At 65.3% G+C, this 14,078-nt stretch carries 13 protein-coding genes; 9 read left to right on the top strand and 4 right to left on the bottom strand.

Annotated elements, in window-relative coordinates:
* Positions 1 to 89 precede the first annotated feature (89 nt).
* Entirely contained in the window at positions 90 to 836 is a 747-nt protein-coding gene (locus tag AC5RVB_RS16130; protein WP_494143152.1) for a type 1 glutamine amidotransferase, read from the bottom strand.
* Positions 833 to 2,104 carry a DUF1727 domain-containing protein gene (locus AC5RVB_RS16125; RefSeq protein ID WP_494143151.1) on the bottom strand — a complete coding sequence of 424 codons (1,272 nt, stop codon included), beginning with the start codon at positions 2,102 to 2,104 and terminating at the stop codon, positions 833 to 835. The genes AC5RVB_RS16130 and AC5RVB_RS16125 overlap by 4 nt, the downstream gene beginning before the upstream one ends.
* Positions 2,105 to 2,202: 98 nt before the next feature.
* Here AC5RVB_RS16125 and pdxT point away from each other — a divergent pair, with 98 nt between their 5' ends.
* From pdxT to AC5RVB_RS16080, 9 genes are all read left to right on the top strand, one after another.
* The gene (gene pdxT, locus AC5RVB_RS16120) at positions 2,203 to 2,949 is read left to right on the top strand and encodes a pyridoxal 5'-phosphate synthase glutaminase subunit PdxT (RefSeq protein WP_494143150.1); all 747 of its coding nucleotides are present in this window, start codon (positions 2,203 to 2,205) and stop codon (positions 2,947 to 2,949) included.
* A 3-nt stretch (positions 2,950 to 2,952) separates the two neighbouring features.
* Positions 2,953 to 3,711, top strand: coding sequence for a YebC/PmpR family DNA-binding transcriptional regulator (locus AC5RVB_RS16115; RefSeq protein WP_227901724.1), 759 nt, complete (start codon positions 2,953 to 2,955; stop codon positions 3,709 to 3,711).
* 12 nt (positions 3,712 to 3,723) lie between these two features.
* Positions 3,724 to 4,323 (top strand): crossover junction endodeoxyribonuclease RuvC, encoded by a 600-nt coding sequence (gene ruvC, locus AC5RVB_RS16110; RefSeq protein ID WP_227901725.1) that lies wholly within the window; start codon positions 3,724 to 3,726, stop codon positions 4,321 to 4,323.
* Positions 4,324 to 4,396: 73 nt separating this feature from the next.
* Positions 4,397 to 5,023: a Holliday junction branch migration protein RuvA gene (ruvA, locus tag AC5RVB_RS16105; RefSeq protein ID WP_494143149.1), complete on the top strand. Its 627-nt coding sequence runs from the start codon at positions 4,397 to 4,399 to the stop codon at positions 5,021 to 5,023.
* Between the two features lies 1 nt (position 5,024).
* Positions 5,025 to 6,119, top strand: coding sequence for a Holliday junction branch migration DNA helicase RuvB (gene ruvB, locus AC5RVB_RS16100; protein ID WP_494143148.1), 1,095 nt, complete (start codon positions 5,025 to 5,027; stop codon positions 6,117 to 6,119).
* A gap of 103 nt (positions 6,120 to 6,222) precedes the next feature.
* Entirely contained in the window at positions 6,223 to 6,660 is a 438-nt protein-coding gene (locus AC5RVB_RS16095; RefSeq protein ID WP_494143147.1) for a preprotein translocase subunit YajC, read from the top strand.
* Positions 6,661 to 6,753: 93 nt separating this feature from the next.
* Entirely contained in the window at positions 6,754 to 8,481 is a 1,728-nt protein-coding gene (gene secD / locus AC5RVB_RS16090; protein WP_227901730.1) for a protein translocase subunit SecD, read from the top strand.
* A complete protein-coding gene (secF, locus tag AC5RVB_RS16085) occupies positions 8,481 to 9,494 on the top strand; it encodes a protein translocase subunit SecF (protein ID WP_494143146.1) in 1,014 nt (337 codons plus the stop codon). The genes secD and secF overlap by 1 nt, the downstream gene beginning before the upstream one ends.
* Before the next feature lie 150 nt (positions 9,495 to 9,644).
* Positions 9,645 to 12,023, top strand: coding sequence for a RelA/SpoT family protein (locus AC5RVB_RS16080; RefSeq protein ID WP_269436284.1), 2,379 nt, complete (start codon positions 9,645 to 9,647; stop codon positions 12,021 to 12,023).
* 21 nt (positions 12,024 to 12,044) lie between these two features.
* On the opposite strand, the gene AC5RVB_RS16075 is transcribed toward AC5RVB_RS16080, so the two are convergent.
* Together AC5RVB_RS16075 and AC5RVB_RS16070 are read right to left on the bottom strand one after the other, a co-directional pair.
* Positions 12,045 to 12,662, bottom strand: a complete 618-nt coding sequence (locus AC5RVB_RS16075) for a type IV toxin-antitoxin system AbiEi family antitoxin (protein ID WP_494143145.1) — start codon at positions 12,660 to 12,662, stop codon at positions 12,045 to 12,047.
* A 95-nt stretch (positions 12,663 to 12,757) separates the two neighbouring features.
* A partial coding sequence (locus AC5RVB_RS16070; protein WP_494143144.1) for a DUF349 domain-containing protein occupies positions 12,758 to 14,078 on the bottom strand: 1,321 nt, incomplete at its 5' end.

The following is a 14,078-nucleotide window of genomic DNA, read 5'->3' as shown; positions in this document are numbered from 1 at the left end:
CCCGGACGCTACCGCGGTCGCTGCCCGAACGCCAGCGCGGAGGCGCCCCGGAGGCTACCGCGGTCGCTACAGTGGTCGCTGTCCGGACGCTAGCGCGGACGCTGCCCGGCGTGCTGGCGGGCCAGGTCGGAAAGCTTGGACAGGTCGGAAAGATCCTCTTCGGACCGCGGCACCGGCTCAAAGCTGCCGAACTTCCGGACCGCTGCCTGCTCGATGAGGAAATCCGCAATGGCCGGATTCTTCGGCAGCAGGGAACCGTGCAGGTAGCTGGCCACCACGTTCTTATACCGGGCGCCCTCGGTGCTGTCCTTGGTGTTGTTGCCTTCGCCCTTGCGGACTTCGGCCAACGGCTCGACGCCGGGACCGAGGAAGGTCTGGCCGCTGTGGTTCTCGTAGCCGTGGATCTCGCCGAACTCGCTGCTGACCGAGAGGACGTTGCCGATCAGCCGGACATCCCCGCCGTGGGTTTCCAGATCCAGGATCCCGATCCCCGGAATCAGCGTCCCTTCGTGGGTCTTGAAGAACTTTCCGAAGAGCTGGTAGAGCCCGCAGATCACCAGCATCGGCAGGCCGTCGTCGGCCAGCTTACGGAGGGTGGGGGCAAGCTGCTGGAGGTCCTGCTGGATCACTACCTGTCCACTGTCCTGGCCGCCGCCGCCCACAATGATGTCGACGTCGGACGGGAACTCGTCGCCGGCGTTGTATTCCTCGACGACCGGGGAGTAGCCGTACCACTTCAGCCGCTGCTTGAGCACCAGGACATTGCCCCAGTCTCCATAGATATTCATTTCCCGCGGGTACAGCTGCAGGATCCTGATCGTACGGTCCGCACTCATGAGACCACCTCCACCTTCGTGATCTTGGAGAGCTCCCGACGCACGGCCAGCATGGCGGTGTACGTGCAGAAGATCCGCATGGGGACCCCGGGGGAGTCCTTGATAAAACGTTTCAGGCCATCGGTAATGTCCGGCTCGATGGTGCGGACGGGCACGTCGTCATACTTCAGGCGCAGCGCCATGTCGTAGGCCCGCACGCCGCTCACCACGTCGACGCCGCCGTCGGCCAGCGATTCGAAGTCCACGTCCCACAGCCAGGACATGTCCCGGCCGTCGGCGTAGTTGTCATTGATGGCGATCATGGTCGAGTACCCGTGCGCCGCGAAGGACTTCAGGCCGAGGCGGAAGCCGCTGGGGTTCTTCACCAGCACCAGTTCCAGCGGCTGGCCGTTGACGGTCAGGGATTCCCCGCGCCCGAAGGCCGGCTCAACATTGGCCAGTGCCTCGAACAGGGCGTCGGAATCCAGGTCGGCGCCCTTGATGGTCCGTGCAAAGGCCAGTGCGGCTGCGGCATTAAAGATGTTGTAGACCCCGCGCAGCTTCAGTCCCGAGGACCGCACCTGGCCGTCCACCAGGAAGTCGGCGTCGGCCTCGCCCACGCGCTGCAGGACGACGTCGGCCTCCTGGGTGGCCGCGAGGGCCTCGGCCAGGCTGCCGCGCATCTCGTCGTCGTTGGGGAAGGTGCTGCGCAGTGATGCGTCCAGTCCGAAGTACGCGGCGCGCTGTCCGTTCAGGGACTCGGCGATGCCGGCCACCCGGGGGTCCTCGCGGTTCAGCACCACGGTCTCGGTGGTGGCGCGGGCAATCTGCTCCAGCAGCCGGGTGGTCTTATCGATTTCGCCGAACCGGTCCAGCTGGTCCCGCAGTACGTTCAGCAGCAGGCTGTAGCGGGGCCGGATCAGCTTCACGAAGTGCACCGCATGTGCCTCATCCAGTTCCAGGACGGCAATATCGGCATCGAGCCGGCCGCGGAGGTTCACCTCTCCCAGCAGGGCAGCCGCCACACCGCGGGTGAAGTTGCTGCCGGTGCGGTTGGTAAAGACCTTCAGGCCCTGGCTTTCGAGCAGCTCCACCACCATCTTGGTGGTGGTGGTTTTGCCGTTGGTTCCGGAGACGACGGCGACGCCGAGCGGCAGGTCCGCGAGGGTGCGGCGGATGAAGTCGGGATCGATTTTCTCCACCACCAGGCCCGGCAGGGCGGAACCGCCGCCGCGCAGCTTGGAGGCACTGCGGACCAGTTTTCCGACCAGGATGGAGAAAGAACTCATGGTTACTGAATATAGCGCACGGCCATATCTCCGGACGCTGCGGGCCGTTGCCCGGCCGGGGTACCGTGGGCGTGCGCCGGGCTGCCTAGAATAAGGCAATGACCAACTTCACAGGTTCCCCCGGCACAGGCCTGCGGGTGGGGGTCCTGGCACTGCAGGGCGGCGTGCGTGAACATGCGGCGGCCATCGCGGCGACGGGGGCAGCCGCTGTTCCCGTCCGCCGTCCCGGCGACCTGGAGGGGTTGTCCGGGCTGGTGCTGCCGGGCGGGGAATCCACCACCATAGGCAAGCTGCTGCGCACCTACGGCCTGGCGGACCCGCTCGAAGATGCCATCTCCGGCGGGTTCCCGGTATACGGATCCTGTGCCGGGCTGATTCTGCTGGCGGACCGTCTGGTGGATCCGGCCACTGATCGTGACGGGCGTCCACAGGAAACCCTTGGGGGACTGGATATCCTGGTGCGCCGAAACGCGTTCGGGCGCCAGCGCGAGTCCTTTGAAACACAGCTTGTGTTCGACGGCCTGGATTCCCTTCCGTCACTGCCTCCCGGCGCAGAGCCGCCCCCGGTCCAGGCAGTGTTTATCCGGGCACCCGAAGTGGAGAAGGCAGGCGACTCGGTGCGCGTCCTGGCCCGGGTCCGGGACGCGCAGCCTGGTCCCGTTCCGCTCCCTTCCATGAACCGGTCAGCGGATCCGGGCATGGTTTCGGCGCCGGAACCGGATTCGGTCGCTAGAATTGTGGCAGTGCGTTCAGGGAATCTGCTGGCAACCTCTTTCCATCCGGAAATAACGGGGGAGCTCCGCATCCATGAACTATTTATCCAGATGATCAGAGGAGAAGCGTAGAGCATGTCGGGCCACTCTAAATGGGCAACCACCAAGCACAAGAAGGCCGTAATTGATGCCAAGCGCGCCAAGTCCTTCGCCAAGCTGATCAAGAACATCGAAGTTGCAGCACGTGCCGGCGGAGCCGACATGGCGGGCAACCCGGCCCTTGAACTGGCCGTGTCCAAGGCCAAGAAGACGTCCGTGCCGATCGACAACATCAACCGTGCCGTCAAGCGCGGCGCCGGTCTGCTCGGCGAGGCCGTCGACTACCAGACCATCATGTACGAAGGCTACGGACCCCAGGGCTCGGCCCTGCTGATCGAGTGCCTCACGGACAACAAAAACCGTGCCGCCTCCGAGGTGCGCCTGGCGGTTACCCGCAACGGCGGCAACATGGGCGATCCCGGATCCGTGGCCTACATGTTCACCCGCAAGGGCGTGGTCAACCTGCCCAAGAACGGCCTGACCGAGGATGACCTGCTGATGGCCGTCCTGGACGCCGGAGCCGATGAGGTCAAGGAATCCGGGGAGAACTTCGAGATCATTTCCGAGCCGCAGGACCTGCGCGCCGTCGTGGGTGCCCTGGAGGAAGCCGGCATCGACTACGAAACGGATGAAGCGGAGTTCGTTCCGTCCATGCACGTGTCCCTGGATGCCGATGCAGCCCGGAAGTTCCTGAAGCTGGTTGACGCGCTCGAAGACCTCGACGACGTCCAGAACGTGTACTCCAACGCAGACATCCCGGCCGAGGTTATGGCCGAGCTTGAAGAAGACGACTAAGCAGCCCGCTCAGTGTCTTTACGCGTCCTGGGGGTGGACCCCGGCCTGACCCGCTGCGGCCTCGGAGTAGTAGAGGTCGAAGGGAACCGCCGGGCCACCCTTGTGGCCGTGGGAGTTGTCGGCACAGTGGCAGGAACGGCGCTGGACGCCCGCCTGCTGGTGATTTCCGAAGCGATCGAACTGTGGCTGGACACCCACCGGCCTGATGTCCTCGCCGTGGAACGGGTGTTCAGCCAGCTCAACGTCAGCACCGTCATGGGCACCGCCCAGGCCTCGGGTGTCGTTATTGCCGCCGCGGCACGGCGCGGGATCCCCGTGGCGCTGCACACCCCCACCGAGGTGAAGGCCGCGGTCACCGGGTCCGGCTCGGCGAATAAGGACGCGGTGGGCAAGATGGTCACCAAGATCCTCCGGCTGGATGAAATGCCCAAACCGGCCGACGCCGCCGACGCCCTGGCCCTGGCCATCACCCACGCCTGGCGCCGCGGCGTCGCCGGCCCCGGACCTACGGCAGGTTCGGCATCCAGGGGTGCCGCGCCGGCATCGGGACAAACCCCGGCCCAGCGGCTGTGGGCCGAGGCGGAAGCCCGGGCAAAACGCGGAAGCTACTGATCAGCACGGCAATGCGGGCGCCAGCAAGTAGGGTATTCGTAGATATGTTCTATACAGCCTCTGGAGTTCCTTCATGATCAGTTCCCTCCGCGGGGTCGTTTCGCACGTCGGCCTCACCTCCGCCGTCATTGATGTGCACGGGCTCGGGATGCTGATCCAGGCCACCCCGCAGACCCTGGCAACCCTGCGCACGGGCAATGAAGCGTTCATCCACACCGCCATGATTGTCCGTGAGGACTCCATGACGCTCTACGGGTTCACCGACGCGGACCAGCGGGAGGTCTTCGAAATCCTCCTGGGCGTCAGTGGCGTCGGACCGCGGATCGCGCTGGCCGTCCTGGCCGTGCATACCCCCGAAGCCATCCGGGTGGCGGCGTCCAGCGGGGATGACAAAGCCTTCAGCAAGGTCTCCGGTATCGGGCCCAAGGGAGCCCGCCGGATTGTCCTGGAACTGGCGGACAAGCTGGTGCCGCAGGGCACCGTGGAGAACCCGGCCGCCCCGCGCTGGCAGGAGCAGGTCCTTGCCGCCATGACCGGGCTGGGCTGGTCCGAGAAGGATGCCACCGCCGCCATCGAGGACACCGCCGCTGAATACCCGGACATCGCGGCCGCCGGCAACGTCGGGGAAATCCTGAAACTGACCCTGCGCAGGCTGGGTACCGACGGCGCCCGGACCGCTTCGCGCCGGAAGGCCGGCTGACGTGCCTACTGCTGATTCCCTGGTTGCCCCCGGTCCGGATCCGGACGACAAAGCCATTGAAGCGGCCCTTCGGCCCAAGAATCTTGATGATTTCGTGGGGCAGAAACGCGTCCGCGAACAGCTCTCCCTGGTCCTGGAAGCATCCCGCCTGCGCGGCCGCAGCGCAGACCACGTCCTGCTCTCCGGCCCTCCCGGCCTGGGCAAGACCACACTCTCCATGATCATTGCCGCGGAAATGAACGCACCTCTGCGGATCAGTTCCGGCCCCGCTATCCAGCATGCCGGCGACCTCGCCGCCATTCTTTCCTCCCTGACCGAGGGGGAGGTGCTGTTCCTGGATGAAATCCACCGGATGTCCCGCCCGGCGGAGGAAATGCTCTACATGGCCATGGAGGATTTCCGGGTGGACATTGTGGTGGGCAAGGGAGCAGGAGCCACTGCCATCCCGCTGGAGCTTCCCCCGTTCACCCTGGTCGGTGCCACCACGCGGGCCGGCCTGCTGCCGGGCCCGCTGCGGGACCGCTTCGGTTTCACCGGTCATCTGGAGTTCTACTCCACCGACGAGCTGGAACTGGTACTGCGCCGCTCGGCCATGCTGATGGACATGAAGGTCAACTCGGCCGGCTTTGCCGAAGTGGCCGGCCGCTCCCGCGGTACGCCCCGAATCGCGAACCGGCTCCTGCGCCGCGTCCGGGACTGGGCCCTGGTGCACGGGGTCGAACAGATTGACGCCCGTTCCGCCGGTGCCGCCCTGGATATGTATGAAGTGGATGTGCTGGGGCTGGACCGGTTGGACCGGGCTGTGCTGACGGCGCTGATCACCAAGTTCAACGGGGGACCGGTGGGGCTGTCCACGCTGGCCATTGCCGTTGGCGAGGAACCCGAGACCGTGGAAACCGTCGCCGAACCGTATTTGGTCCGCGAAGGCCTGCTGGGCAGGACCCCGCGCGGACGGATCGCCACCCGTGCCGCCTGGGAGCATCTGGGGCTGCAGATGCCTGAACACGTCGCTGCGGCCATGCCGGCGAACATGTTCTCCGGACCGGGGATAAACACGACCTCTTCGCCCGGCGAGGGACTGGCCTCGGAAACTTAACAGGAGCCTTTCACGTTTTCCCCTTAGACTGGCTCTAGGCACGGTCCCGGCCCGGATGCCCGGATGTGCCACAACCTTCCTCAAAAGAAACGGATTTCCCCACGTGAATATCGCTGATCTCTTCATTCCCCTGCTTCTGGCGGTCTTCGTCATCATGATGTTCCGCAAGCAGAAGAAGACGACGCAGTCGGTGGCCCAGCAGCGCTCCCAGATGGTTCCGGGCACCGAGGTGATGACCCAGTTCGGGCTTTTCGGACGGATCGTTTCCGTGGACCAGGAGGAAAACAAGGCAGTCCTGGAACTCTCCCCGGGCAACACCGCGACCGTGCACCTGCAGGCGCTGACCAAGGTAGTTGTGCAGCAGCCCGCTGAAGAGGCAGAGGCCGAGGAAACCCCGCAGGTTCCCGACGATGCGTCCTCCCTGACCCTGGGCAAGGGTGCGGCACGGGATGCCGACGCGAATCAGGATTCCTCCGCCCGGAATGAGACGCCTGAAGAAACACTCAAGCGCCTGAGCCGCGACGATACAAAAGAGAACTAGACTCTCCACGAGCTAAGCAGGGCATTGCCGCCCTGCTTGCCTCACCGGAGCCCGCTCGGCGCCGGTGATCTTCGCCCCAAAGGAAAATTCCCTATGCCCCGTACCGGCCCCGGCTCGGCCGCGAAAAAGACGCTCATTTGGCTGGGCGTCATTTTTGCTGCCCTGGCCCTCCTGCTTGGTGGCGGCTCCATGTGGAGCAACGCCAGCTGGACCCCAAAACTTGCCCTCGACCTCGAGGGCGGCACCCAGATGATCCTTGCTCCCAAGGTTCAGGGAGCCAGCTCCGATATCAACGCCGAACAGCTGGAGCAGGCGGTGGAGATCATCCGCCAGCGTGTGGACGGCAGCGGTGTCTCCGAAGCCGAGATCAGCACGCAGTCCAACCGCAACGTGGTGGTCTCCCTGCCGGGTGTTCCCGATGCAGAGACACGTGAGCTGATCCAGGCCTCGGCGCAGATGGAGTTCCGCCCGGTCCTGGCCGGCGGCGGCGGGCAGGGTGCGGCAGTCACCGATCCGACACCGGCGGAGCAGCTTCCCACGCCCACGGCGGAGCCCACGGACGGATCCGATCCGAACTGGATCTCCCCGGAACTGCAGACCGAGTTCGAAACCACGGACTGCCTGAACCCGGACACCCTGGCCAACGCTGAACAGGCCGCTGCCGACCAGCCCATGGTCGCCTGCGAGCCCGGCACCGCCGGCAAGTACATCCTCGGCCCGGTGGAAGTTCCCGGTGCCGAGATTTCCACGGCCAGCTTCGGCATGGCGCAGGGAAACAACGGCATCTCCACCAACCAGTGGGCCGTCAACATCGAGTTCAACCGTGAAGGTACGGACACCTTCCGCCAGGTCACCGAGCGGCTGTTCGCGTTCCCGCAGGGCGATCCGCGGAACCAGTTCGCGATTGTCCTGGACGGGCAGATCATCTCCGCCCCCACGGTCAACGCCGTCATCACCGACGGCAAGCCGCAGATCACCGGCAACTTCACGCAGGAAAGCGCCGAGGCGCTGTCCGAGCAGCTGAAGTACGGCGCACTGCCCATCAGCTTTGAAATCCAGAGCGAGCAGCAGGTCTCCGCCACCCTCGGTGCCGACCAGCTGCGGATGGGCATCATTGCCGGCCTGATCGGCCTGATTCTGGTGGCCGTCTACTCCCTGTTCCAGTACCGGGCCCTCGGGCTGGTGACCATCGCCTCGCTGGTGGTCGCCGGTGTGCTGACCTACCTGGCCATCGCCATCCTGGGCTGGAGCCAGAACTACCGGCTCTCGCTGGCCGGGGTGGCCGGTCTGATTGTCGCCATCGGCCAGACCGCTGACTCGTTCATCGTCTACTTTGAACGCATCCGTGATGAGCTCCGTGACGGACGCAGCCTGGTCTCGGCAGTGGACAACGGCTGGAAGCGCGCCAAGCGCACAGTGCTGGCCTCCAAGGCAGTAAACATTCTTGCCGCCGTCGTGCTCTACTTCGTGGCCGTTGGCAACGTCCGCGGGTTCGCGTTCACCCTGGGGCTTACGGCTATTGCCGACCTCATTGTGGTGTTTATGTTTACCCACCCGACCATGGTGCTGCTGGCCCGGACCAGGTTCTTCGGCGAAGGGCACCGGTTCTCCGGCCTGGATACCACCAAACTCGGCGCGGTGCCGCTGTACCGGGGCGCCGGACGCCTGCGTGAGCCAGGTGATTCTCCGGCACTGCGCGGCAAGAACAAGGCCGCCGCGAAGGAAGCTGAACGGCGCCTGACCATCGCAGAGCGGCGGCTTGCCGAGAAGCAGAACTCCATGGCCGGCAGCGGCCGCAGCTCCGAAAAGGACGGCGAGTAATGAGCAAGCTCCCCAGTTTCGCCGCATTCGGCAATGATCTGTACACCGGAAAGCGTTCCTACAACTTCGTTGGCAAAGCGAAGCTGTGGTTCCTGATCGCGGCTGCCGCGGTACTGCTTTCCATCCTGATCCCGGTAGCCAAGGGCGGATTCAACCTCGGTATCGAATTCCGCGGCGGTTCCGAGTTCACCGTCTCCAACGTCAGCAATACGGACGTCAGCCGCGGTGAGGAAGCCGTTGCCGAAGTGGCCGGGAGCTCCGACCCCAAGGTCACGAACATCGCTCCGGGCACCATGCGGATCCAGACCGAAAAGCTCAGCGATGACCAGACCATCCAGGTCAAGGAGTCGCTGGCGGACACCTACGATGTCAGCCAGGACGAGGTGACCTCGACCTTCATCGGCCCCACCTGGGGCAGTGATGTGAGCCGGCAGGCACTGGTGGGCCTGATTGTTTTCGTGGCCCTGGCTGCGGTGCTGATGGCGCTGTATTTCCGGACCTGGAAAATGTCCCTGGCTGCCGTTACCGGACTGCTGGTGGTGATGGTGGTGACCGCCGGGGTGTACGCGCTGATCGGCTTTGAAGTCACGCCGTCCGCCATTATCGGTTTCCTGACGGTGCTGAGCTACTCGCTCTATGACACGGTGGTGGTCTTCGACAAGGTCCGGGAAAACACCAAGGACCTGGACAAGCGAACCAAGCGCACCTTCGCCGAGGAGGTGAACCTGGCCGTCAACCAGACCCTGGTCCGGTCCATCAACACCTCCGTGGTGGCGGTACTGCCGGTGGCATCCATCCTGTTCATCGGTGCCCTGCTGCTGGGCGCCGGCACCCTGAAGGACCTGTCCCTGGCACTGTTTGTCGGGATCATCCTGGGCACCATTGCCACCATCTACGTTGCGGCGCCGATGTATGCATGGCTGCGCCGGAACGAGCCGGATATCCGCAAGCAGGCCAAGCGGGTAGCCGAACGCCGGGCCCTGGAAGCAAAGACCGAGACGGTAAGCGCCTAGCCCGGGAGCATCAATCCACCTGCCAGGTTCCGTACTCCGCCCAAGGAGTACGGAACCTGCGGTTTAAGTGCGGCACAGGCAGGCTTAGACTGGTGGACAGGGCATTTTTGTGCAGCCGTCATGTGAACGTTGAGCACCAGCTTTTAAAGCATGGAAGAAAGGTCGGCAGTGGCCAACAGTGCAACGCCTGCCAATGAGGCAGGAAATGGCCGTACCACCGGGATTGCAAGTGGCACGGAGAGCGCCGCAGGTACTGAGGCTGCGGCGGTGGAGCCTGCTCCCAGGCCGGCAGCAGGCCGGCGCCACTCCACCCGGGCGCGCCTTGCCCGCCTGGCCGGCCGCGGCAACCCCGGCTACTCGCCGATGCTGGAGCCGCTGCTGCGCACTGTCCGGGTTAATAACCCGAGGGAAGACCTGGACCTGATCCAGCGGGCGTACGTGGTGGCCGAGCGCAGCCACGAGGGCCAGAAACGCAAGAGCGGCGATCCCTACATCACCCACCCCGTTGCCGTGGCCACCATCCTTGCTGAGCTGGGGATGACGGGTACAACACTGGCCGCTGCGCTGCTGCATGACACCGTGGAGGACACCAGCTACACGCTGGAAGAGCTCCGCCGCGAGTTCGGCCCCGAAGTGGCCATGCTGGTGGACGGCGTGACCAAGCTGGACAAGGTGACCTTCGGCGACGCCGCGCAGTCCGAGACCGTCCGCAAAATGGTGGTCGCCATGGCCAAGGACATCCGCGTCCTGGTTATCAAGCTCGCCGACAGGCTGCACAACGCCCGGACCTGGCGTTTCGTTTCCCCGGAGTCCTCCGCCAAAAAGGCCCGCGAAACCCTCGAAATCTTCGCCCCGCTGGCGCACCGCCTGGGTATGAACACCATCAAATGGGAGCTGGAGGATCTCTCCTTCGCAGCGCTGCACCCCAAGGTGTATGACGAAATTGTGCGAATGGTCGGCGACCGGACCCCCGAGCGGGAGAAGTACCTAAGCACCGTGCGGTCCCAGATTGCCGATGACCTGCACGCGGTGAAGATCAAGGCCACCATTACGGGCCGGCCCAAGCACTATTACTCCATCTACCAAAAGATGATTGTGCGGGGCAAAGACTTCGACGATATCCATGACCTGATGGGCGTGCGCGTCCTGGTGGACTCGGTGCGTGACTGCTATGCGACCCTGGGTGCCCTGCACGCGCGATGGAATCCGCTGCCCGGGCGGTTCAAGGATTACATCGCGATGCCGAAGTTCAACATGTACCAGTCGCTGCACACCACGGTGATCGGGCCCGGCGGCAAGCCGGTGGAAATCCAGATCCGTACGCATGACATGCACCGCCGTGCCGAGTACGGTGTGGCCGCGCACTGGAAGTACAAGGACGGGAACAAGGCGCCCGAAACCGCTGATGACATGGGCTGGCTGCGCAGCCTGGTGGACTGGCAGCAGGAAACGTCGGATCCGGACGAGTTCCTGGACTCCCTGCGGTTCGAAATCAATGCCCGTGAAGTGTTTGTATTTACCCCCAAGGGCGAGGTTATGGCCCTGCCCGCCGGGTCGACGCCGGTGGACTTTGCGTACGCGGTGCACACCGAGGTGGGTCACCGGACCATTGGCGCACGGGTCAACGGGAAGCTGGTTCCGCTGAACAGCGAACTCCAGCACGGCGACTGGGTGGAGATCTTCACGTCCAAGGCTGAAGGCGCCGGTCCCAGCCAGGACTGGCAGGGCTTCGTCAAGAGCCCGCGGGCACGCAACAAGATCCGCCAGTGGTTCACCAAGGAACGCCGTGAAGAGGCGATCGAAAAGGGCAAGGACCTGCTCACCCGCGGTATGCGCAAGCAGAACCTGCCGCTGCAGCGCCTGATGACCCATGACGCGCTGGTGGCTGTGGCGGAGGAACTGCACCATCAGGACATTTCCGCGCTTTACGCAGCCGTCGGCGACGGGCACACCTCGGCCCAGAATGTCATTGAGCATCTGGTCAACCTGATGGGCGGGCACCAGGGCGCCGAAGAGGATCTGGCCGAAACGCCGGTGTCCACGGCCGCCCGGCGTCCCAAGTTCACCGACTCCGGCGTTACGGTGCGCGGTGCCGGCGATGTGTGGATCAAGCTGGCCCGCTGCTGTACCCCGGTGCCGCCGGATCCGATCATCGGGTTCGTGACCCGGGGCTCGGGCGTCTCGGTGCACCGCAGCGACTGCCGCAACGTCCAGGAACTGCGGGCCGTGCCGGACCGCATTGTGCCGGTGGAATGGGCTCCGACCCAGTCCAGTGTTTTCCTGGTCGAAATCCAGGTCGAGGCGCTGGACCGCAAGAGCCTGCTCTCGGACGTCACGCGGGTGCTGTCCGAGAACCACGTGAATATCCTCTCTGCGAGCGTGAATACCTCCAGTGACCGGGTGGCCATGTCGAAGTTCGTGTTCGAGATGGGCGATCCGAAATACCTCAGCCACATCCTCAGCGCCGTCCGGAAGATCGACGGCGTGTTCGACGTCTACCGCACCACGGGGTCCCAGCGCCGGGTCTAGCCGCCGGATGACGGTGCCGGGTTATCCGCCCGGCGCCGACGCGGCGTCGATGCGTTCCAGCGCTGCGGCTTTGCCCGGCACCCGCCGGCCTGCGTCCAGGGCCCGCCGGACCAGTTCCAGCCGGCAGCCCAGCGCGGGGTGGGCGGCGAGCCGGCGCAGTGCCGGGACAGCGTCCACGGTGCGCGCATGCAGGGCTATGTCGACGGCGGTTCGCAATGGAGACGTCACCGGCACCGTTCCCACCAGGACACGGTCCGCCGGACCGAGGAGCACTTCGTGGAGGACCGCCGTGCTGAAGGGGCGCAGCGCACCCGTGCGACTGCGCCGGTCCGCCATCACATCCAGCCGCAGCGGCCGCCGGGCGCATCCGAAGATCCATGCCGCCGTCATCCTGCCCATGGTCAGCCGCGGCCGCAGTCCGGCGGGCAGTACCCGGGAAGCGGCCAAAGCGCGAATCACCGGGTCCGGCCGGACATCCCAGCGAACGTAGGTCTCGGCGTACACATGCCGCAGCAGGCCATCCATGGCCATTGCCTGCAGTTCGGCGTGGCCGAACGGCACACCCGCGGTATACAGGGCCCCGCCCGTGGACGTGACCTGGGGGAGTGCTCCCGGCGAAGGGAAAAGCTGGACCGGCATGGACACCAGCGTGGTCCGTGGCCCGGCAATGCGAAAGCCCCGCCCCTCCGTTGTGGATAACGGAGAGGCGGGGCCGGATGCTTCGGAGGTAGCTGCTAGGCGAAGTCCTGTGCGGACTTCTGCAGCATGGCCAGCCACTGCTGACGGGCCTCGAGGGCCTCGCGTGCGTCGGCGATCTTCTTGGCGTTGCCGGCCTTCTCGGCATCGGCAAGATCCTGCTCCAGGGACGCGATGGTCGCCTCGAGCTGGGACAGCGCAGAGTTGGTGCGTGCCTTCGTCTCGGGGTTGCTTCGCTGCCAGTGCTCGTCTTCGGCGGCCTTTACTGCCTCTTCCACCTTGCGGATTCCGGCTTCCATACGGCCCATGTCGGCGCGGGGCACCTTACCGGCGTCCTCCCAGCGCTCACGGATGGACTGAAGAGCCTTCCGGGCGGCGGCCAGGTCAGTGACCGGCAGCAGCCCCTGGGCTTCGGCAAGCAGTTCTTCCTTGACCACCAGGTTGGCGGCGAACTCCTCATCGATGACTTCATTCGCGGCCTGGCGGGCGGCAAAGAACTTGTCCTGGGCAGCACGGAAACGAGCCCACAGGGCGTCGTCGTCCTTGCGGCTGGCCCGCTTGGAGGCCTTCCACTCGTCCATCAGCTGCCGGTACTCAGCGGCGGTGTTGCCCCAGTCCGTGGAGGTGGACAGCTCTTCCGCACGGGCAATCAGTGCTTCCTTCGCGGACTTGGCGGAGGCGTTTTCACTGTCCAGCTGGGAGAAGTAGGCGCGGCGGTGCCGGTCGAACACCGTCCGGGCGGAGCGGAAACGCTTCCAGAGGGAATCCTCGGCGCTGCGGCCCAGCCGCGGACCGTTCTTCTGCGCGGACTTCCAGGCGTCGAAGAGCTCGTTCATCCGGTTGCTGCTGGTTTTCCACTGGATGCTCGCCGGGTCCTTGGCAGCAATCTCTTCAGCTTCGGCAACAATGGCTTCGCGGGCGGCAAGCTCCCGGGCCTTGATGGCTTCGGCTTCGGCGCGCTCGGCGGCCTCGGCCTCCTTCAGGGCGGTTTCCAGCGACTCGACGCGGGCATCCAGTGCCAGCACGTCACCCACCATCTTGCGCTCGGCGATCTGCTGGGCCAGGTGCTTGAGGGTCTTGCGGATATCGGCAGCCGGGGCCTTGACCTGGATCCGCTGTTCCAGCAGCAGCAGCTGGCTGGCGGCGTCGTCGTACTTGCGGACGAAGTAGGCCAGCGCTTCGTCCTTGGACGCATCGGGGAACTGGCCAACGGGGAATTCCTCGCCGTCAACCAGGAGGAAGACGTGGCCGTCCTCTTCGACGCGGGCAAACCGGGCTGCTTCCGCCAGGGGCGTGGAGTGGGCTGCGGGAGCCGCTACCACCGGCTGTGCGGCAGCGGCGGGCCGGGGGCCCGCGGCG

It is taken from the genome of Arthrobacter sp. Y3225209, from assembly GCF_059090685.1.
Note: the sequence above shows the minus strand (reverse complement) of the source record. Positions and strands in the feature narration are given on the sequence as shown.